The 19412-nt window shown below is 66.8% G+C and carries 20 protein-coding genes and 2 pseudogenes; 6 read left to right on the top strand and 16 right to left on the bottom strand.

The genetic code is table 11. The features are described from left to right. Positions 1-144: 144 nt before the first annotated feature. The 6 genes from M3149_RS04010 to M3149_RS03985 all read left to right on the top strand — a co-directional run bounded on the left by M3149_RS04010 (position 145) and on the right by M3149_RS03985 (position 5774). Positions 145-1032: a FadR/GntR family transcriptional regulator gene (locus M3149_RS04010; RefSeq protein WP_251708048.1), complete on the top strand. Its 888-nt coding sequence runs from the start codon at positions 145-147 to the stop codon at positions 1030-1032. Between the two features lie 159 nt (positions 1033-1191). Then, positions 1192-2484 carry a CaiB/BaiF CoA transferase family protein gene (locus M3149_RS04005; RefSeq protein WP_251708047.1) on the top strand — a complete coding sequence of 431 codons (1293 nt, stop codon included), beginning with the start codon at positions 1192-1194 and terminating at the stop codon, positions 2482-2484. Beyond that, positions 2481-3674: a thiolase family protein gene (locus tag M3149_RS04000; RefSeq protein ID WP_251708046.1), complete on the top strand. Its 1194-nt coding sequence runs from the start codon at positions 2481-2483 to the stop codon at positions 3672-3674. Before M3149_RS04005 ends, M3149_RS04000 begins: the two co-directional genes overlap by 4 nt. Continuing rightward, positions 3671-4102, top strand: a complete 432-nt coding sequence (locus tag M3149_RS03995; RefSeq protein ID WP_251708045.1) for a Zn-ribbon domain-containing OB-fold protein — start codon at positions 3671-3673, stop codon at positions 4100-4102. The genes M3149_RS04000 and M3149_RS03995 overlap by 4 nt, the downstream gene beginning before the upstream one ends. A gap of 20 nt (positions 4103-4122) precedes the next feature. Continuing rightward, a complete protein-coding gene (locus M3149_RS03990) occupies positions 4123-4596 on the top strand; it encodes a MaoC/PaaZ C-terminal domain-containing protein (protein ID WP_251708044.1) in 474 nt (157 codons plus the stop codon). Between the two features lie 20 nt (positions 4597-4616). Continuing rightward, on the top strand, positions 4617-5774 hold the full coding sequence (locus M3149_RS03985) for an acyl-CoA dehydrogenase family protein (protein WP_251708043.1): 1158 nt from the start codon (positions 4617-4619) through the stop codon (positions 5772-5774). A 48-nt stretch (positions 5775-5822) separates the two neighbouring features. Here M3149_RS03985 and M3149_RS03980 read toward each other — a convergent pair whose 3' ends face one another. The 16 genes and pseudogenes from M3149_RS03980 to M3149_RS03910 form a co-directional block, all read right to left on the bottom strand. Continuing rightward, positions 5823-6173 (bottom strand): NIPSNAP family protein, encoded by a 351-nt coding sequence (locus tag M3149_RS03980; protein ID WP_251708042.1) that lies wholly within the window; start codon positions 6171-6173, stop codon positions 5823-5825. After that, entirely contained in the window at positions 6170-7906 is a 1737-nt protein-coding gene (locus M3149_RS03975; RefSeq protein WP_251708041.1) for an FAD-dependent oxidoreductase, read from the bottom strand. The genes M3149_RS03980 and M3149_RS03975 overlap by 4 nt, the downstream gene beginning before the upstream one ends. 10 nt (positions 7907-7916) lie before the next feature. After that, positions 7917-8888 carry a Bug family tripartite tricarboxylate transporter substrate binding protein gene (locus tag M3149_RS03970; RefSeq protein ID WP_251708040.1) on the bottom strand — a complete coding sequence of 324 codons (972 nt, stop codon included), beginning with the start codon at positions 8886-8888 and terminating at the stop codon, positions 7917-7919. Between the two features lie 242 nt (positions 8889-9130). Further along, positions 9131-9339 (bottom strand): annotated as a pseudogene (locus M3149_RS03965) (IS21 family transposase); the annotation flags it as partial. 95 nt (positions 9340-9434) lie between these two features. After that, positions 9435-9892: pseudogene (locus M3149_RS23290) on the bottom strand (transposase); the annotation flags it as partial. Positions 9893-10366: 474 nt separating this feature from the next. After that, positions 10367-10546: an aldehyde dehydrogenase family protein gene (locus M3149_RS23145; RefSeq protein WP_353056796.1), complete on the bottom strand. Its 180-nt coding sequence runs from the start codon at positions 10544-10546 to the stop codon at positions 10367-10369. Further along, positions 10543-10851: a hypothetical protein gene (locus tag M3149_RS03955; RefSeq protein ID WP_251708039.1), complete on the bottom strand. Its 309-nt coding sequence runs from the start codon at positions 10849-10851 to the stop codon at positions 10543-10545. Before M3149_RS03955 ends, M3149_RS23145 begins: the two co-directional genes overlap by 4 nt. A gap of 289 nt (positions 10852-11140) precedes the next feature. Beyond that, positions 11141-12331, bottom strand: a complete 1191-nt coding sequence (locus M3149_RS03950; protein WP_251708038.1) for an ABC transporter substrate-binding protein — start codon at positions 12329-12331, stop codon at positions 11141-11143. Between the two features lie 62 nt (positions 12332-12393). Continuing rightward, positions 12394-13092 (bottom strand): ABC transporter ATP-binding protein, encoded by a 699-nt coding sequence (locus M3149_RS03945; protein WP_251708037.1) that lies wholly within the window; start codon positions 13090-13092, stop codon positions 12394-12396. Beyond that, positions 13089-13808 (bottom strand): ABC transporter ATP-binding protein, encoded by a 720-nt coding sequence (locus M3149_RS03940; RefSeq protein ID WP_251708036.1) that lies wholly within the window; start codon positions 13806-13808, stop codon positions 13089-13091. Before M3149_RS03940 ends, M3149_RS03945 begins: the two co-directional genes overlap by 4 nt. 10 nt (positions 13809-13818) lie before the next feature. Next, complete coding sequence (locus M3149_RS03935) at positions 13819-14811, bottom strand: branched-chain amino acid ABC transporter permease (RefSeq protein ID WP_251708035.1); 993 nt, start codon at positions 14809-14811, stop codon at positions 13819-13821. Between the two features lie 14 nt (positions 14812-14825). Next, positions 14826-15674: a branched-chain amino acid ABC transporter permease gene (locus M3149_RS03930; RefSeq protein ID WP_251708034.1), complete on the bottom strand. Its 849-nt coding sequence runs from the start codon at positions 15672-15674 to the stop codon at positions 14826-14828. Positions 15675-15692: 18 nt separating this feature from the next. Continuing rightward, positions 15693-16451: an SDR family NAD(P)-dependent oxidoreductase gene (locus M3149_RS03925; protein ID WP_251708033.1), complete on the bottom strand. Its 759-nt coding sequence runs from the start codon at positions 16449-16451 to the stop codon at positions 15693-15695. Continuing rightward, positions 16448-16807, bottom strand: coding sequence for an NIPSNAP family protein (locus tag M3149_RS03920; RefSeq protein WP_353056795.1), 360 nt, complete (start codon positions 16805-16807; stop codon positions 16448-16450). The genes M3149_RS03925 and M3149_RS03920 overlap by 4 nt, the downstream gene beginning before the upstream one ends. After that, positions 16797-18512 carry an FAD-dependent oxidoreductase gene (locus M3149_RS03915; protein ID WP_251708032.1) on the bottom strand — a complete coding sequence of 572 codons (1716 nt, stop codon included), beginning with the start codon at positions 18510-18512 and terminating at the stop codon, positions 16797-16799. Before M3149_RS03915 ends, M3149_RS03920 begins: the two co-directional genes overlap by 11 nt. After that, the gene (locus tag M3149_RS03910) at positions 18509-19345 is read right to left on the bottom strand and encodes an SDR family NAD(P)-dependent oxidoreductase (protein WP_251708173.1); all 837 of its coding nucleotides are present in this window, start codon (positions 19343-19345) and stop codon (positions 18509-18511) included. Before M3149_RS03910 ends, M3149_RS03915 begins: the two co-directional genes overlap by 4 nt. Between the last annotated feature and the right edge of the window lie 67 nt (positions 19346-19412).

Here is a 19412-nt window from a genome sequence, read left to right as displayed (position 1 = left end):
AATAAACTCGGGTGACGTAATGTGGTCATGGAAGGGACCGAGGAATCTCGCCGAGGCTCAGCCGGGAGCATCGACGCTCTATAAGTCCGGCCGGGCGTCCGGTTGGTCCTATCATTGCACCATTCACATCGAGCTTCCAGCAACTTGGCGGACCATCAACTTCCCCGACACCCTTCCAACGCGACCGCGCCAGTCTTCCAACCCATCCGGTCCCGGCGTGCATTCGACGAAATCGCCTCCCAGATCCGTTCCCAGCTGGCCGAAGGAAAGCTGCGCGTCGGCAACCGCCTGCCGTCGGAACGGGCTCTGGCCGAGCAGTTCGGGGTCTCTCGCAATACCCTAAGGGAGGCTCTGCGCTCCCTGGAGCATGCCGGCCTGTTGCGCCTGCGAAAGGGCGCGACCGGCGGCGCGTTCATTACCGAGGCCAGCGGCGACACGATCGCAACAGGGCTGCTGGACATGTACCACAGCGGTACGATTTCTCCCGAGCAGTTGACGGAGGCACGCATCTGGCTCGAATCCGTGGTCGTGCGCGAAGCATGCCAGCGCGCCACACCGGAAGACCTGGAGAACCTGCGAGAGAACGTGCGCCAGGCGGAGCAGGCGAACACGCAAGGCGATCTCGCCCGACGCGCCGAGACCAATCTTGAGTTCCACCGAATTGTCGCGCGGATGACGGGCAACCCCGTGGTGGTGATCGTGATGGACAGCATGCTCGCCGTGCTCCGGCACTTCGTGCACACGATCGGCCCCTACGAGAACTCCTTCGTGCCGCCGTCACGCAAGCGCTTCATCAAGCTGATGGAAGCGCGCGACGTCTCCGGTGCAATCGCCGAGATGGAGTCCAGCCTGAAGCGTCTGCAACGCAGCTATTTGTCGCTGGCCAAGGAAGCTGCGCCGGTGGCTGCGGCCACGCCGCTGCGTGTCCCGGCCGTTGCCGCGACAGCGGCCCCGGCCGGCAGTGCCAAGCCGCGCAAGCAGGCAGAACCGCGAAGTCACGGCCGATCTGCCCCCACCCCGCGCCGCCGATAGGGCAGGCAACCTCCCGCCCTTGCGTCGCGCGGCCGCCGTGAGGCGGGAGGCTGAACGCCTCCGCTTGCCCAGCCCCCTGCGGGACTCCCGCGGAGAGCGGCGGCTGTTGTTTCCCGCGCTTGCAACCGTATAATGGTTGAACCATTGATGGAAATATCCGTGTTTGACCAGCAACGCATTAACGCCCTGCCCGTCCACCAGAGCGCGCCTGGCCTGGGGGCACCCGCCCTCGGCGGGCTTCGGGTGATCGACTTCACCCATTTCATCGCCGGCCCGCTGGCGACGCAGACCCTGGCCGACTTCGGAGCGGAGGTCATCAAGATCGAGGCGCCCGAACGGGGTGACGACTTCCGCCACTATCCGACGGTAGATCCAGCAATACCGGCCCAAGGGGGGCCCTTCCTCTGGTCCAACCGCAACAAGAAGAGTCTCGCGCTTGATTTGAAGAACGAATCAGGCCTGAGGGTGGCCAAGGAACTCATCGCCCAAGCCGATGTGCTGGTGGAGAACTTCTCCAGCGGCGTGATGGATCGCTTCGGGCTCGACTACGCCACTTGCGCCAGTCTCAATCCGCGTCTCGTGTACTGTTCGATCTCGGCCTACGGCCGCGAAGGGCCTTACGCGGAGCGGCTGGGCTTTGATCCCATCGCGCAGGCGGAAAGCGGCTTCATTTCCATGAACGGGTACGCCGATCGGCAAGGCGTGCGTACGGGTGCCGCGGTGATGGACGTCGCGACCGCGATGTCTGCCGCCAATGCCATCCTGCTGGCCCTGATGGCCCGCGCCCGTGACGGCACGGGGCAGAAGGTGGAGGTGGCGCTGTTCGACACCGCCATCGTGATGACCGGCTTCGGCGCAATGCAGCATCTGACCACGGGCTACGAGCCCACTCGCAACGGCAACGTCAGCCCGGACACCTGCCCGTCCGGCGTGTTCCTGTCGCAGGACAGGCCGTTCTACATCAATTGCGGTAACGACAAGATCTTCCAGCGCCTGTTCGATCAGGTGCTAGAGCGTCCAGACCTTGCCTACGACCCGGTACTCTCGCAGCGCGTCAAGCGACTCGAGCAGCGCGAGCGGATCTTCCAGGTCATGGACGAGGCCTTCGCGAAGCAACCCTGGAGCTACTGGGCTGCGCGGCTGCGCGCCGCCAACGTGCCGCACGGGCAGGTTCGCACCCTCGGCGAGGCGCTCGCCTCGGACGAAGCGCGGTCGCGCGGATTGGTGACGCGTATCCCGCACCCGGTAATGGGCTGGATTCCCAACATCGCCAGCCCGCTGCGCCTGGAGCGGACACCCGCTGTGCCGCCCACGGCGGCACCGAGCGTCGGCCAGCACACCGAGACCGTGCTCCGTGAAACGCTCGGCTACGATGACGAGCGGATCGCCCAGCTGCAGGCCGACGGCGTGTTCGGCGCTGCCGCGGCCGGTGCGGCGAAGGTGGCAGCGTGACGCGCCGCGTCGCGCTGATCGGCACCAGCGCCATCCCCAACGGTCGCTACCAGAGCGCGGACGACGAGGCGCTGCAGGTTCTCGAGAACGAGATCATGACGCGGCTGGTCACGGAGGCGGTCCGCGATGCGGGCATCGCCAAGGAGGACATCCAGAGCCTGGTGTTCACCCTCCCCCGTCCGTACACGCGCCAGAAGTACTTTCACACCTTCCTGGTGGGTCAACTGCGGCTGGCCTGCCGCGGTAGCGTGCTGGAGGTGATGGGCAACGGCATGACGGCTGCCCTCGCATTCGACAAGGCCTGCGACGAGATCCTGCTGGGACGCTCGGACGTGGCCCTGGCGCTGGGCATCAACATGGAGAGCGCAGTCCCCGCAGCCGAGCACATGATGAGCAGCATGCGCACGACGGGCGACGTCGACTTCCACACGTCCGCCGGCTTCACGCCCATCGCGTGGTACGCGATGGACGCCATGCGCTACATGCACGAAACGGGCGCCACCCGCGAGCAGCTCGCCTCGGTGGCCGTGAAGAACCGCTACCACGCCTCGCTCAACCCGCTCGCCCAATACCGCAAGCCGATCACGCTGGAGGAGGTGCTCGCGCAGCGTCCCATCGTCGAACCGCTGGGCCTGTACGACGTGCCCCCTCGCGGCGACGGCGCGGCTTGCCTGGTGCTGGCGAGCGAAGATGTCGCGAAGTCGCTGGGCCGGCCCTACGTGCTGGTTCGGGGACGCGGCTTCTACCACGACGGCTCGCACCAGATCAATGACGTTCCCAACGACATGATCGGCTTCGAAGCCGCAGCGCGGGCCTCGCGCGACGCCTACGGTCAGGCCGGCATCACCGCCGCCGACCTCGACGTGGTGGAGCTCTACGCACCGTGCACGATCGTGGAAGTCCTGGTGACCGAGGCGATCGGACTGGTTCCGCGCGGCCACGGAGCCCGCGCCGCTGCCGCAGGCGAGACGCGCCTCGGCGGGCGGATCCCGGTGTCCACCTCGGGCGGACTGACTTCGCGCGGGCATCCGGCCTACGTGACTTCTCTCTACAACTACGTCGAGCTGGCCGAACAGCTGCGAGGTCGCGCCGGTGAGCGCCAGGTCGATGGCGCCAGACTGGGGATGTCTACCGGCGAATTGGGCAACTACAACGCTGCCCTCGTGCACGTGCTGGAGGCCGTGGCATGACGCAACTCTTTTCCGTGCCGGCCACGGGCCGGCGGGCGTACCCGCCGCGGGTATCGGCTTTCACACAGCCGTTCTGGGAAGGCCTCGCGCGCGGTCGCTGGGAGACCACCTGCTGCGAGGCCTGCGGCCGGCAGACCTTTCCCCCGCGGCCGGTCTGCCCGCATTGCTGGTCTGACCAGGTCCGCTGGAGCCCGCTTTCCCCGCGCGGAACGCTCTATTCCTGGACCCGCGTCCATGCGGCGCCGGCGGTCTTCGCACCGGAGGCGCCCTATGGCCTCGGCATCGTGGACCTGGACAGCGGCATCCGTCTCGCCTGCCGGTTGCTCGATGCGCCCGGCGTCAGGTGGAGACCCGGGATGGCCGTCGAAATGGCCGTGCTGCAATACGAGGACGGCCCACTCTTCGCCGCGCGCGCCGTCGCGTCCTGAACCCGCAACGAGGATCCCAGATGCGAGGCAAATGCATTGAAGAGTTTGAGGTTGGCCAGGTCGACGAAAGCCGGGCTCGAACCATCACGGAAACCGACGTCGTCCAGTTCTCCTGGATTTCGGGCGACGTGAATCCCATGCACACGGATGCAGTCCATAGCGCCAGGTCGCCGATCGGGCAGCGGATTGCCCATGGCGCGCTGGGCTTGTCGGTCGCGACTGGACTGAGCGCCAGCATAGGCTACCTCGACGGCACCGCCGTTGCAGCGCTCGGGATCGACGAATGGAAGTTTCTCAAGCCGATCCTGTTCGGCGACACCGTCCGTCTGCGAGCGACGATCGTTTCGGCGCGCCCGACTTCGAAGCCCGATCGCGGCGTGCTGGTGCGCCGCATGGATCTGCTGAACCAGCGCGACGAGGTCGTGCAGACGGGCCTGATGACAACCATGGTCCTGACCCGCGCCGGCCTCGAGGCCGTTGCGACGAAATCCTGACCAGCCTACCCGGAATAGCCATGCCCCAGTCCCTGATCAACACCGCAGGCCTGAATGAACACCAGCGCATGATGCGCGATGGCGTGCTGGACCTGCTGTCGCGCCATCTGCCCTGGGCACAGGTGCGCCAGATGGACGAGTCGCGCGCCTTCCCGCACGAGGCCTACAATGCGCTCGCGGATGCCGGCTACCTGGGCCTGTTCTATCCCGACGAGCTCGGCGGCATGGGCGGCTCCTACAAGGACATCGCGGTCTTCCTCGAAACGCTGGGCTATTACTACACCGGCATCGCACAGGCCGTGACAACCACGACGATCTACGCCGGCATGCATGTTGCCAAGTTCGGCTCGCCCGAACTGAAGCAGGAGATCATTCCCAAGATCATCAGCGGCCGCGCCAAGCTGGCGCTGGGCATGTCCGAGCCCGGCACCGGTTCGGACGTCGCCGGCATCAAGACCTCCGCGGTACGGGAAGGCGATGAGTATGTGATCAACGGCAGCAAGGTGTGGATTACCTGCGCCCACGTGGCGGACTACCTCGTGGCGATCGTCAAGACGGATACCCAGGCCCGCCACAGCGGCATCAGCACGATCTTGGTGCCGACCAGTGCGCCGGGTGTAACTATCCGGCCGCTGTCGATGCTCGGTCGCCGTACTACGCACGCCAACGAGGTGTTCTTCGACAATGTCCGCGTGCCAGTCAGCAATCTGTTCGGCGGCGAGGGCGAAGCCTGGAAGAACATCATGGCCGCACTGGGCCTGGAGCGCCTGGGCCTGGCAGCGATCTCATCCGGCCACTGCTTCAAGATCACCGAGTACGCGCGCGACTATGCACGCGAGCGTATCCAGTTCGGCAAGCCGATCTCGCAGTTCCAGGTGATCCAGCACAAGCTGGCCGACATGCTGATCATGTCGGAGACTGCTCGGCAGATGACCTACCGTGTAGCGGACCTCCTGGACGGCGGCTTTCAGGTGGTGCAGGAAGCGTCAATGGCCAAGATCGTCGCCACCGAGAACAACTTCAAGTGCGCCGACATCGGCATGCAGATCATGGGCGGCGCCGGCTACTCCAACGAGTACGACATGCAGATGTTCTTCCGCGATTCCCGCGTCGGCCCTATCGGCGGCGGCACGAGCGAGATTCAGCGCAACATCCTCGCCAAGCAGATGGACCTGTGACAGGCGTTGGGAGGCGAAACTCCCGGCACGTCGGTTCCCCCGTCGGGGTCAGGCCCGGGGAACCGCAGTGAGGGAGACCGCGCGAATGAGCCGGGTTTCCTGTGCCGTGATCAGGTGAGCGGAGGCGGCCAGGTAGGCGGGGAAGGCTGGGTGGCCATCCCGGGCACGGCAGCGCCGCTCGTAGTCGGTCAGGTCGTCGTAGCCCCACAGATGGATGAACTGGTTCTGCGGCCCCACGAAGCTCGTGTAGAAGCCCAGCGGATGACCCAGCGTCTCCAGCAGCACCGGCATGGCCAGGCGCCCGAAGACATCGAGGAATTCCGGCATCTTGCGCAGCGCGATCGTGTAGACGCGGTGATCCACCAGCGGCGGTGCGAGCGCGTTCGAAGGCGGGTTCATGCGGCGAGCCGCTCCTGCGCCCCCCGCCGCCCAGCCGTACTGCCGGCGGCGAGGTCGGCGATGTGGTTCGCCGTAACGTAGCCGAAGGTCATGTTGGGCCCGTGGGTAATGCCCGCGCCTGGATAATTCCCACCCATGATGCTGGCGCGGTCGTTGCCGACCGCGTAGAGACCGGAAATGGGTCTGCCGTCGCGCCGCAGGACCTCCCCCACCACGCTGGTGGTGATGCCATCAAAAGTGCCGAGGTCGCCCATCACCAGCTTGACGGCGTAGAAGGGCCCCCGCTCGATGGGCGCAACGCAAGGGTTCGGCTGGTGCTCGGGATCCGCCAGGTAGCGGTTGAAACTGGTGCTGCCGCGGCCGAAGGCCGGATCTTCGCCACGGACGGCGTCGCGGTTGTACTCCCGCACAGTCTGCTCCAGCCCGGTGACATCGATGCCTGCACGCGCGGCCAGTTCGGCCAGCGTGCGCCCTTCGATCAGGTAGCCGTTGCGCACGAAGCCTCTGATGGGCATGGGTGCCGGCTTGACATAGCCCAGCCCGTATTTCGACAACGCCCCCTTGTCACAAACCAGCCACATGGCCGTCTCGCTCATGCCTTCACAGGCCTTCACCATGGCGGCGCCCACATCGTGGTATGAGTTGGATTCATTCGTGAAGCGGCGGCCGTTCGCGAGGACGCCGATCACGCCTGGCTTGTAGCGATCCAGGAGGTGCGGGAACACGCCGACCTCGCCCTTGCCGAAGTCGACGCGCGTCACAGGCATCCAGGCCGCCGGCTCCTGGAAGCGGATGTCCACCACGCCCCCTACGGCCTCGGCCATGTTGGCGCCATCACCGGTGTTGCCCTCGGCCGTGGGCGAAAGATGCTGGTGGCCGCGCTGTACGTGGGGATACGCCCTGGCAATCCGCCGAAGATCATGGGGAAAGCCACCGGTTGCGAGCACCACGCCGTGCCGCGCGGCGATGCGCCGATCGCCGCCGGGGCCCGCGGCCAGCACACCGATTGCGCGTTCGCCCTCCATGACGATGCGCTTCACCGGCGTGTCCGTCAGGATGGGAATGCCCAGGTCGAGTGCCGTCTTGGCGAGCCGGGCCGCCAATGCATTTCCGCTGGTGACCTGCACCGCACGGCCGTACAGTGCCAGCTCCTTCACGTGGCTCGCGAGCCGTCTGGCCACGTAGAAGAAGGAGGACAGCGACCTGGTCGCACGGAAGAAGTGCTTCAGGTCGGCGTTGGACGAATTGAACATCATGCCGATGAAGGTGATGGTCTTCAGCGGCGGCCTCAGCCTCGCCATGTCCTTGCCCAGGCCGCGGATGTCGTAGGGTGCCGCAAGGATGGAGCGCCCGATGTTCACGCCGCCGGGCGCCGAGGGATGGTAGTCCGGGTACAGCGTGGAGATGAATTTCATCTCCGTGTCGCGTTCGAAGAAGTCCACCATGCGCGGACCGTTGTCGAGGAAGCACTGCACGGCCTCATCGTCGTAGAAGCGGCCGGTCTCCGCTTGCATGTATCTGCGCACGGCCTCCACGGAGTCGGCGGGGTTCTGCTGGCGTCCGTGGCGGCTCAGGGGGATCCACAGCACGCCGCCGGACAACGCAGTGGTTCCGCCGAACACGGGCTCCTTCTCCAGAACCACCACGTCGAGGCCGCGCTTCCTGGCCGTGATCGCGCAGGCCAAGCCGGCGGCGCCGGAACCGACGACGACGAGATCGCACTCAGATTTCATCAGCGCGCCATCATTCGGCCTTGATGCCGTACTTGGAGATGACGTCGCGCAATTGAGCTGATTCTTCCTTCATCAGCGTGGCGAACTCGGCCGGCGTGGTTGTACGCGGCAATGCACCGGTCGGTTGGAGCTTGTCACGGATGGCCTGGTCAGCCATGACGGTCCTGACGGCGGCGTTGATTTTTTCCACGACCGCATCGGGCGTTCCTGCCGGCGCAAGCAGGCCGAACCAGATCTCGGAAGTGAAGCCGGGCACCGCCTGCTCGATGGTCGGAGTGCCGGGAAGCAAGGGAGAGGGCCTGGGGGAGCCGACGCCCAGCAGCTTGATATTGCCTTGCTGCACCTGGCCGAGCATCGCTGACGACGGCGTGGTCAACAGCATCTGCACCTCGCCCGAGCGCACAGCCATCGTCGTATTGGCTTCACCCTTGTATGGCACGTGCTCCACCTTGATACCCGCCATCTGGGCAAAGCGGGCGGAAGCAATATGGCCAAAGGAAGCGGTTCCGGCCGACGCGTACAGGATGCCGTTGGGCTGCTTTCGCGCGTACTGGAGGAACTCGGCAAGGCTGTTGCCTGGAACGGACTTTGCGGTGACAAGCACCATGGGCACGGACGTCACCACGGTGATCGGCTTGAAGTCCTTCAGCGCATCGTAGCCCGCCTTGTCGCTCAGGAGCGGGGAGATCAACACGCCGCCGTTTGGATACAGCAGCGTGTAGCCATCCGGCTTGGAGCGCGCGACATGCTGAGCCGCAATGGCCCCGGATGCCCCCGGCTTGCTTTCCACCACCACCGGCTGGCCCAGAAGCTTCCCCAACATGTCCTGGAACATGCGAACCTGGCCGTCGCTCGTCCCGCCGGCCGGATAGGGTACGACGATGGTGATGGGGCGGCTGGGGAAACTGTCGGCCTGTCCGAAAACGGTTCCTGCGGCGAGGAAAGTCAGCGCCAAGATCAGCGCCCTCTTGCTTGCTTTCATGTCTGGTGTCCTTGTGCTCGTGCAGTTACTTGCCGCCGCCTGCGGCAAACGTTCAATGGTTGATCCAATGATTGTATGATTTCGCCGCTCCGGCTCCAACCGCATGAAAACCCCTAGCAAGGGTGGCTCTGACCATCGCCGGTTCGGAACGGCCGAGCGGACTCCTAACCCCGATTCGCGCCAGTGTCATCTGCTTCATCGACCGCCTCCGGTGCTGAGGCAGTTCCGCCGACCACGGCAGGCGCCGGTGGGACCAGGAACCTGCCTTTGAGGTCGCCGTTCAAACGCTCGACTTTTCCCTCGGGCTTTGCCCGATATGGCCGGCAAAGCCGAGGCTTGAAGCCGCATTCCTCGGCCAGCTGCCGCAGGCCCTCGTTCCAGCTGTGCAGGCCTCTCCGTAGGCGTCGCGGGCAGTTACCACTGTCTTGGGGTTGTCGGGCACTGCATGCTCCTGGGTCAACATCGACGGCCAAAAAGCCGCCATCGTCGCCCAAGTAGGTCACTTTTACCCCGGCGCAGTGGGTCAGTTTTACATCGGCGCTAACAGTTGGTCGAGTAGATCTGCGGCCAGTGCGCTCGCGGGAACGTCATGAACGCCAGCACGTCGTTCTCCGCGTCGTCCATCAGCGCGCCGAGCTTGGGGAACTTGCCGCTCAATTGATCGGCGACCGATCGCCACTGCGCCTTGGCCGCATCCGCAGTCTCCTGCACGACCACCGTTCAGATGGCCGCAGACACACGCGGCGCTGGGTCTTGCCCGCGTGCGCCAGTGCATTGGGCATGATGTGCACTCGGCAACGCTGCCAGGTGGCCTTCAGCCTTCGATGCGGCCGCCTTGATGCCCTCGTGGTGTCGCTGATCACCAGCTTGACCCCACGCAGCCCGCGCCGGTTCAGGCTGCGCAGGAACTCGGTCCAGAACGGCTCGGCCTCGCGGGCGCCCACCTACACGCCCAGCACCTCGCGTTGGCCCTCGGTGTTGACCCCCACAGCCACTATCACGGCCACGCATCTCGATGCGCCCGGCCTCCCGCGTCTTCACGTACGTGGCGCCGATCCACAGGTAGGGCCAGTCGCCTTCGATCTGGCGGTTCAGGAATGCTCCAGCTTGGGAATTTTCAGACCGACCATGCCGGCCCGAGGTGTACCAGGCACGATCGCGGTAGCCGTTTCGGCTGTTCACTAGTTCGGTAGCCTTTTCGTCGTAGCCGGCGCCGGAGCGCCCGTCCACATCGAGCTCCATCAGCCTCTGGGCCATGAATTGCACCATCTGGAGCAGCGCGTCGATTTCGGCTCCATTCTCGGCAAGCTCGGTCAGTGCGACAGTTGCGGTGGTCGCCCATTCCTTCAAGCTTTTCGGTTGCTTGGATCGCACCTCAACCCTATCCTGAACCATGATGGCCACCCCGTTTCAGGGACGACCTCTCTGCCCTCCAGGCGCTTCGGGCTTCGCCTTCCGCGCCTTGAAACATTAAAAACTTACACCACTCCCGGGGACATCAACCGCCTATGTCGCCGTTGACCAGTCCATCCGGCATGCATCCTCCCAGCCACGCAGCTCGCGCGTCGCAGATCGCTGCCCCACACGGATGCACCGAGCCCATACGGGCCGGCATTTGCGCGCGCGACGGCGTCGGTAATCTCGGGGCGGCGGATCACGGGAAACGGCGGCCCGAACGGCTCTTCGTCGGAGGCAGCGCTTGAGGGCCGCCAACACGTCGTTCGCAGTGCGGAACATAACGTCTTCCTCGGTCAGGGGGGCGGGTCCGGGCACGAACATGTCGCTGAAGAGGCCGGTCGCGATTGCGGCCGGTCCACATGAAGGTGACGGGCCGCCGGATGCGCTTCTTGACCACGTCGTCCAGCAGGGACTCCACGTGCGCGAACCCGGTGCCGCCAACCACCCACAGCATCTGAGCGGTGGACTCCTCGCTCAGCTCGAAATTGCTGACGAGCAGGTCCACCTGCAGCGTGTCACCGAGTTTTAGGCCCGGGGCACGAGCGGCATGACCCCCGGCGTTCAATTCGTCACGAAGGCCAAAGATGAGCCGGTGCACATACTTGAATCGATCCTGGAAGCCCGCGGATGCCTCACCCAGTTGGGGCTTTGAGGAGACCAGCCAGCAGCCGACCAGTCGCGGGCTCCTTAGCAGCAGGCCCTCTTTGCTGCCCGCGCGCTCGGTGAATGGCTGTTGGTGGCCGCTGCATAGGTGCCGGCAAACGCCCGGGACCGTCCGGTCCCGCGGCGCTTCTTTACATCTTGCAGAGCGGTGAAGCCGGCGGCGTCAGCGACGGGGGAAAGACCTGCTCCACCGCCGGGCGCAACTGGCCGTCGACCACCTTGACGCGGCCAACGTAGTTGGCAAGCACGAGCTGGTGATCGGCGGCGCGCATCTGGGCCGAGCCAAAGATGGTGTCCAGCGTCGCACCCTTCAGGGCCTTCGCCACATCCGCGGGCTTGACGCTGTTCGCCCTGCGCACGCCTTCGAAGATCACCTGCGCGCCGTTATAGGCCAAGCCTTCGTTGTCGGTGGGCACCCGCTTGTACTTGGCCTTGAAGGCGGTCACGAAAGCCTGGTTGCGCGGGTTCTGGATGTCCGCTGAATAGGCCACATTCCCGGGCATGTTCTCGAGCGCCTTGCCGGTGGCGTCCACCATGAAGTTTTGCAGCAGCGCATGGCCGATGATCTTGGTGTCGGGAATCAGGCCGAACTCCTGGGCCTGCTTAACGAACGCGATCGCGTCGCGGCCCACTTCGGCCACCCAAACCGCCTCGACCTTCGCCGCCTTCAACTGTGCAATGTAAGGCGAGAAGTCCTTTGTGCCCAGCGGCGCGTACAGCTGGATCTTGACATCCTTGCCCTGCGCCTTGACGGCCTTGGCGAACGATTCGGCGGAGTCGCGGCCCCACACATAGTCGGCCGCCAGCGTGGCGAAGCTCTTTTCATTGAAGGTCTTGGCCCACTCCCCGATCATCGCGATGTCCATCGCGTCGGAGTGGTTCGTGCGGAACACGCGCGGCTTGCAGCTGTCGCCGGTAATTTTATCGCTCTTGCTGGCGACGACGAAGTACGCCGCGTCCCAGCGCTCCAGATTGGGGGCGAGCGCCAGTGAGATCGAGGACGGGATCGGCCCGATCAGCAGGTTATAGCCGTCTCGCGCCATCTTCTCGGCCACGCGGCGACCGGCGTCCGGGGTGCTTTCGTCGTCACCGATCTGCACCTCGACCTTGCGGCCGTCGATGCCGCCCTTGGCATTCGCCTCTTCGACGGCGAATTGCACGCCGCGCAGCACTTCCTCGCCTTGCTGGGCGAACACGCCGGATTTGCTGCTCACGAGGCCAATGCGCACGGGGTCCTTGGGTTGCGCAAGGGCGAGGGCCGGCGCGGCGGCCAGGAGCGCGATCAGCGCGATGGCGCGGCGCGAGAGTTTCGGGATCTGCATGGGAATGTCTCCTCTTTGGGGTTGGGAAACCCGGCCAGGCCGGGCAGTTGCGATACGACGGTTCAGACCATCACGTGGCGGTGCAATGCGTCGAGACCTTCTTCATGCACGCGGCCTTCGGCCACTACGCTGCCCTTGGCCATGGCGCAGTAGCGGTGCGCCACGCGGGCGACCAGGGTCATGTTCTGTTCGATCAGCAGCAGCGCCGTGCCGCGGTCGGCCACGCTGTTGAATATCTCGGCGAGCTGGTCGACGACGACGGGGGCCAGGCCTTCAGTCGGTTCGTCCAGCAGGATCAGCGACGGGTTGGCCATCAGGGCCCGGCCGACCGCCAGCATCTGTTGCTGGCCGCCCGAAAGGGCGGTGCCGGGCGTGTGGGCCCGCTCCTGCAGGATCGGGAACAGCTGGTAGATGGCCGGGATGTTCCAGGGACCCTTGCGGCCGTTGGCGGCGCCAAGCTGCAAGTTTTCTTCCACGGTCAGGTTGGCGACGATGCGCCGTCCCTGGGGCACGACCGCGACACCCTCCTGCGCTGCCATGTAGGTGCGCGGCCGCGGCAGCGGTTTGCCCGCGATCCGCACCGAGCCGCCGCGCATGCTGGCCAGCCCCAGCACGGTGTTCACTACCGTGGTCTTACCCACGCCATTGCGTCCGATCAGCGCGACGCGCTCGCCCTCGCCTACCCGCAGGTCCAGCTTGTGCAGGATGTGCGCCGCGCCGTAGAACGCGTCGACCTGTTCCAGTTCCAGCAAAGACTTCATGCGGCACTCCCAAGGTAGGCTTCACGCACACGGGGGTCTGCGCGAACTTCGGCCGGCCTGCCGGCGGCGATGACGCGCCCGAGTTCGAACACGGTGATCTCGTCCGAGATGCCGAACACCACGTCCATGTCGTGTTCCACCAGCAGCACCGACACGTTGCGGCGGTTGGTCAGCGCCTGCAAGTGCTTGGCCAGGTCGTGGGACTCCTGCACGGACAGCCCCGCCATCGGTTCGTCCAGCAACAGCACCGTGGGGCGGCCGACCAGGGCCAGTGCCAAGTCGAGGCGGCGCTGCTCGCCGTAGCCCAGGTCGCTCGCGATCACGTCGCCGAGGCGGTCCAGTGCCAGCTCGCGCAGCACCTCGTCGGCATCCGCTTCCGAGTCGGTCGTGCCCATCTTGTGCGACGCCAGCTCCACCTGCTTGCGCACCGGCATCCGGCCAAACACGCTGGTGCGCTGGAACGAGCGCGACAGGCCGCGGCGGCGGCGTTCCACGACACCCAGGGCGCTCACGTCCTCGCCGGCGAGCTCCACGCGGCCGCGCGTGAGGCGGCGGCGCCCGGTGATCGCATCGATGACGGTGGACTTGCCGGCCCCGTTGGGGCCGATCAGGCCGCGGATCTGGCCGCGCTCGAGGGTCAGGGCGACCCCGTCGACGGCTTTCACGCCGCCGTAGTGGATCGCAACGTCTTGAGTCTTCAGAACGTAGTCAGACATGGGATGCCTTTCAACGAGTCGCCGGCTCGGGTTCGGCGTCGGCCCGTGCGGGTGCGGGACGGCGGCGGCCCGCCAGTTGCTGAAGCAGCCCGGACAGGCCCTGCGGCGCGAAGACGGTGACCACGATCAGCGCCACCCCGAAGATCGCCATCCAGTGCTGCGCGTGGTCGCCCAGCAGGTCCTTCGCGAGGAAGTAGACGGCCGCGCCCAGCGCCGGGCCCCAGAGGGCGCCGGTGCCGCCGACCACCACCATCATCAGGGCCACGCCCGACAGGCTCCAGTGCAGGCTCTCCGGCGACACGAACCCGGTGTTGAGCGCCGACAGCACGCCCGCGGTGGAGGTGACCGCGGCCGACAGCGCGTAGACGCCCGTGCGCGGCAGCAGCGTGCGGATGCCGATGAAGCGCGCCCGCTCCTCGTTGTCGCGCACGGCCTCCGTGATGCTGCCGAAGCGTCCTCGCAGCAGCAGGGCCAGGGCGAAGAGCACCAGGACCAGGGTGGACCAGCACACGAGAAGCATCACGGAAGGCCGCGTCAACACGGAGATGGACACTCCGAACAGCGTGGAGGGCCACTCCACGTTCATGCCGTCAGCCCCGCCGGTCAGGCCGCGGACGCGCGAGGCGGTGAGGAAGGCCATCTGGCCGACGGCCAAGGTCAGCATGCCGAAGGCGATGCCCGGCACGCGCACGATCAGCAGGCCGAGCACGAAGGCGACCAGCGTCAGACCGCCGACGGTGAGCACCAGCGCCGCCTCGGCCGGGACTGCGCGCGTCTGCATCAGGATCGCCACCATGTAGCCGGCCGAGCCGAAGTACAGCGCATGACCGAAGCTGACCATGCCGTTCTGGCGCAGCAGCAGGCCGACGCCCAGAGCAAAAAGCGCATAGATGGTGGCCTGGGTGAGCAAGGACAGGACAGTGCCGGAGCCGATGGCGAACGCGGCTACGGCGCCCACGGCCAAGGCGACCAGGGTCCAGGTGGACAGTGTGCGGGAAGTCATCGCGGGCCCGGGCATCAGGTGCGGCTGCCGGCCAGTCCGGCGGGTTTCCACAGGAGCACACCGGCCATCAGCAGGAAGGGCAGCAGCATGGAAGTTTCGGGCAGCCAGACGGCCCCCAGGGACTGAATCAGCCCGAGCAACATTGCGGCGATAAACGCCCCCGCCAGGCTGCCCAAGCCGCCAATGACGACCACCACGAAGGAGTCGATCAGCACGTCGCTGCTCATGGAAGGCGACAGCGCCAGGAACGGCGCCGCCACCACGCCTGCCAGCCCCGCCAGCGCGGTGCCCAGGCCGACGACGCTCGCACTCAGCGCGTCCGTGTTCACCCCCTGCATTGCGGTCGTGGTCGGATCGGTGCTGGCCGCTCGCACGAACAGGCCGGCGCGCGAGTACCGCAGCCACAGGGTGAGTCCGAGGGACACGACGGCGCCGACGACCACCACGCCCACGCGGTAGGCCGGCACGGACGTGCCGAACAGGTCGATCGAGGCAGCCAGCAGGTCAGGGGCGGGCACCGCCAGGTTCGCCTTACCCCAGAAGCTCTGCACGCCGTCCTCCACGATCAGCAGCAGGCCGAAGGTGACCAGCACCACGGTGAGCGGATCGCGGTCCTGCAGCAGTCGGAAACCCCAGCGGTCGAGGGCGACGCCCAGCACCGCCAGCACCGCCGGCGCCACCAGCAGAGCGAGCCAGAAGTTGCTGCGCATCGCCACGGAGTAGCCGATGTAGGCACCCAGCATGTACAGCGCGCCGTGGGCGAAATTGACGACCCGGCGCAGCCCGTAGATCAGGGCCAGGCCGGAGCACATTACGATCAGCAGCGCCCCGTAGACGATGCCGTTGAAGATGTGGATGAACATGTGTCTCCTCCGTGGTGTTCAGGACAGCGCCCGTTCGGGCGCGCCCAACGCCAGCCAGCCGCCGTCGGCATGGATGGTGGTGCCCGTGATGAAACTCGCGCGGGGCGACGCCAGAAAGGCGATGACCTCGGCGATCTCGGCCGGTGCGGCCATGCGGCCCAGCGGGGTTCGCGCCTCGATGCCCGCGGCGTCGAGCGCCCCTGCGGCCACCAGCTGGTCGACCAACGCGGTGCGCACGTAGCCCGGTGCGACGGCGTTCACGCGTACGCCCTTGCGGGCCCACTCGCACGCCATCGAGCGCGTCATCGCGCCGATCCCGGCCTTCGCCGCGCCATAGGCATTGCGCCCAGGGATCCCGGCCTCGCCCGCGATCGATGCCACGTTGACGATCGCTCCGCTGCCGCGGGCGACCATCGAACGGGCGGCTTCGCGGCTGACGAGGAAGGTGCCCCGCACGTGCACGGCCAGCACCTTATCGAAGGCGGCGGCGTCCTGCTCCAGCGTAGGCGCCGCCTGGTCGCCGATGCCGGCGTTATTCACCAGCACGTCAATGCGGCCGTATGCCTCCAGAACCCGTGCGATGGCCTGCGCCACGCTGCCTTCGTCGCTCACATCGCAGGCGAGCCCGCGATGGCCCGCACCGAGCTGCGCGGCACGCCGGCGCGCGGCCTCGTCGGCGCGGTCCAGGATCACGACATGGGCGTGCTCCCGCGCCAGCCGCTCGGCCGTGGCCCAGCCGATCCCGTCGGCCCCGCCGGTGACAAGGGCCACGGTCATTGGGGCGCCTCCAGGCTGGCGAGGGTCGCGCGTCGAATCAAGCGCGTTTCCTGTGCCACGATCAGGTGTTCGGAGGCCGCGAGGTATGCGGAGAAGCCCGGATGCTGGTCGCGCGCCAGCGCGCGTTGCTCGTAGTCGGCCAGGCTGTCGTAGCCCCACAGGTGAACGAACTGGTTGAGCTGGCCCACCTGGCTGGTCCAGAAGCCCAGCGGGGCGCCCAGCGTGCGCAGCAGGATCGGCATGGCGAGTCGATCGAACACCTCGATGAACTCGCCCATCTTGCGCAGGCGGATGGTGTAGATGCGGTGGTCGACCAGCGGTTTGCCGGCAGCCAGGGCGAGGAGCTCAGTCTGCACGGCGCTGCTCCTGCCCGCGTGCCAACGCCGCGAGATGGCGGCCGGTGATCCAGCCGAAGGTCATGTTCGGCCCCAGCGTGATGCCCGCGCCGGGATAGTTGCCGCCCATTACGCTGGCGCGGTCGTTGCCAACCGCGTACAGGCCTTCGATGACAGCGCCGCCGGCGGACAGCACCTGACCCACCGGTGTGGTGCGCAGGCCGTCGAAGGTGCCGAGGTCCCCCACGAGCAGCTTCACGGCATAGAACGGACCCTTCTCGAGCGGCGCCACGCACGGGTTCGGCTTCTGGTCCGGGTCCGCCAGGTAGCGGTTGAAGGAGGTGCTGCCGCGGCCGAACTGGCGGTCTTCGCCGTGCACCGCGCCCTGGTTGTATTCGCGCACGGTCTGCTCCAGGCCGCCCGGGTCGATGCCCGCCTGTCGCGCCAGTTCGGCCAGCGTGCGGCCGCGCAGCAGGTACCCGTTGCGCAGGTACGCGCCGATGGGCATGGGAGCGGGCTTCACGAAACCCAGGCCGTACTTGGACAACGTGCGCTGGTCGCACACCAGCCACATGGCCGTCTCGCGCTCGCCGGTGCACGCCCGGATCATGGCGGCGCCCACGTCGTGGTAGGACTCGGACTCGTTGCAGAAGCGCCGGCCGTTGCGCGTGACGCCGATTACGCCGGGCTTGTAGCGGTCGAGCAGGTGCGGGAATACGCCGGAGCTGCCGTTGCTGTACGGCACGCGCGATACCGGCATCCAGGCGGAGGCTGAAGGGAAGCGGATGTCGAACTGGCCGCCCACCGCTTCGGCGATGCGGATGCCATCGCCGGTGTTGCCGGCCGGCGTGGGCGAGACGTGCTCGCCGCCGCTGCGCAGGTGGGGGTAGGCCTGTCGGATGCGCTCGGCGTCGTGGGGGAAGCCGCCGCAGGCGAGCACGACCCCGTGCCGCGCGTGCACCTGCACCTGCTCGCCCTCGTGCTGCACCACGGCGCCGCGCACCGCGCCCTGCTCCACGATCAACCGCTGCACGGGCGAAGACGTCCAGATCGGCACGCCCAGGTCCAGCGCGGACTTGGCCAGCCGGGCGGCCAGCGCATTGCCGCTGGTCACCTGCACGGCGCGGCGGTACAGCAGCAGGTCCTTCAGGTGCGCCGCCAGGCGCCGGGCGACGTAGACGAAAGAGGTCAGCGAACGCGTCGCGCGGAAGAAGTGCTTCAGGTCCGCGTTCGACGAATTGAACATCATGCCCATGAAGGTGATGGTCTTCAGCGGCGGGCGCAACCGCGCCATGTCGGCGCCGAGCGCGCGGATGTCGTAGGGCTTCGCGAGGATGGAGCGGCCGATGTCCACACCGCCCTTCACCGTTGGGTGATAGTCCGGGTACAGGGTAGGCACGAACTGGACGTCGGTCTCGCGCTCGAACCACTCCACCATGCGCGGGCCGTTGTCGAGGAACGCCTCCGCGGCCGCCGGGTCAAAGAAGACGCCGGCTTCGTTCTTCAGGTACTCTAGGGCAGCGGCGCGGCTGTCCCGCCGCGCGGCTTCGCAGTGCGGGTTGCCCGGTATCCACAGCACGCCGCCGCTGAATGCCGTCGTGCCACCGAACACGGGCTCTTTCTCGACGCAGAGCACGTCCATTCCTGCCTTGCGGGCGGTGATGGCCGTGGACAGGCCGCCGGCGCCGGAACCGGCCACCAGCACATCGCATTCGACACGTTTCATTGGTTCTTCTCCCGAGCCGCCGGCGCCGTGGTGTTGAAGCCGGGCCGCGGCACCATGTCCATCAACATGCAGTCGAGGCCACCGTCCACAACCAGTTCGGTGCCGTTGACATAGGCGGAGCGATCGCTCAGCAAAAACAGGGCGGGCTGGGCGATGTCCAGTGGCTCGCCGATGCGCCGGCTGGCTGTCACGGCTGCACGCGCCTGCTCGAACCCGGCTTGCTCGTAGAACTTCGCCGAGAGACTGGTGCGGATCATTCCCGGGCAGAGGGCGTTGCTGCGCACCCCGCTCGGGCCCCACTCGGCGGCCAGTTGCTTGCTCATGAGCAGCACACCGGCCTTGCTCGCACTGTAGGCACCGCTGCGGGTCTGCGGATGCAGCGCCGAAATCGAGGCGATGTGCACGATGCTGCCGTGGCCCTGCTCCAGCATGTCCTTCGCGAATTCACGCGAGCACAGCAGGTAGCCTGTGAGGTTGACCGCCAAGACCGCATTCCAGTCGGCTACTGCCACGTCCGCCAGACTGCCGGCACGCAGCAGCCCCGCGTTGTTGACCAAGCCGCTGACCCGGCCGAGATCGCGGCGCACACGCTCGCCCGCCGCGATCACGGCGGATTCGGAAGCGATGTCGCATTCGATGGCGATCACCCGTGCGCCTTGCGCCGTTAGCTGCTCCGCGGCCACCTGCGCGGCCTGCCCGTCGCGGTCCACGAGCGCGACATGCGCGCCGACACGCACGAGCGACTCGGCGACGGCGCGGCCGATGCCGCTGGCGGCGCCGGTCACCACGTAATTGCGGGCGGTGAGGTCCAACCAGTGGAAACCGCCGCTCATAAAGCGGCTCCCGCCAACGGAGTGGCACCTGCACAACAGGATTTTTCGAGTTTGGTCTCCGGGGCGC

The organism is Hydrogenophaga intermedia (genome assembly GCF_023715105.1).
GTDB lineage: Bacteria > Pseudomonadota > Gammaproteobacteria > Burkholderiales > Burkholderiaceae_C > Hydrogenophaga > Hydrogenophaga intermedia_A.
Note: the sequence above shows the minus strand (reverse complement) of the source record. Positions and strands in the feature narration are given on the sequence as shown.

Excerpts from the sequence above, each read along its gene's own strand:
- M3149_RS03915 (WP_251708032.1), bottom strand. The coding sequence starts at position 18,512 with ATGAAACGTGTCGAATGCGATGTGCTGGTGGCCGGTTCCGGCGCCGGC.
- M3149_RS03975 (WP_251708041.1), bottom strand. The coding sequence starts at position 7,906 with ATGAAATCTGAGTGCGATCTCGTCGTCGTCGGTTCCGGCGCCGCCGGC.
- M3149_RS03930 (WP_251708034.1), bottom strand. The coding sequence starts at position 15,674 with ATGTTCATCCACATCTTCAACGGCATCGTCTACGGGGCGCTGCTGATC.
- M3149_RS03995 (WP_251708045.1), top strand. The coding sequence starts at position 3,671 with ATGACGCAACTCTTTTCCGTGCCGGCCACGGGCCGGCGGGCGTACCCG.
- M3149_RS03950 (WP_251708038.1), bottom strand. The coding sequence starts at position 12,331 with ATGCAGATCCCGAAACTCTCGCGCCGCGCCATCGCGCTGATCGCGCTC.
- M3149_RS03945 (WP_251708037.1), bottom strand. The coding sequence starts at position 13,092 with ATGAAGTCTTTGCTGGAACTGGAACAGGTCGACGCGTTCTACGGCGCG.
- M3149_RS03940 (WP_251708036.1), bottom strand. The coding sequence starts at position 13,808 with ATGTCTGACTACGTTCTGAAGACTCAAGACGTTGCGATCCACTACGGC.
- M3149_RS03910 (WP_251708173.1), bottom strand. The coding sequence starts at position 19,345 with ATGAGCGGCGGTTTCCACTGGTTGGACCTCACCGCCCGCAATTACGTG.
- M3149_RS03980 (WP_251708042.1), bottom strand. The coding sequence starts at position 6,173 with ATGAACCCGCCTTCGAACGCGCTCGCACCGCCGCTGGTGGATCACCGC.
- M3149_RS03985 (WP_251708043.1), top strand. The coding sequence starts at position 4,617 with ATGCCCCAGTCCCTGATCAACACCGCAGGCCTGAATGAACACCAGCGC.
- M3149_RS03925 (WP_251708033.1), bottom strand. The coding sequence starts at position 16,451 with ATGACCGTGGCCCTTGTCACCGGCGGGGCCGACGGGATCGGCTGGGCC.
- M3149_RS03970 (WP_251708040.1), bottom strand. The coding sequence starts at position 8,888 with ATGAAAGCAAGCAAGAGGGCGCTGATCTTGGCGCTGACTTTCCTCGCC.
- M3149_RS03935 (WP_251708035.1), bottom strand. The coding sequence starts at position 14,811 with ATGACTTCCCGCACACTGTCCACCTGGACCCTGGTCGCCTTGGCCGTG.
- M3149_RS03990 (WP_251708044.1), top strand. The coding sequence starts at position 4,123 with ATGCGAGGCAAATGCATTGAAGAGTTTGAGGTTGGCCAGGTCGACGAA.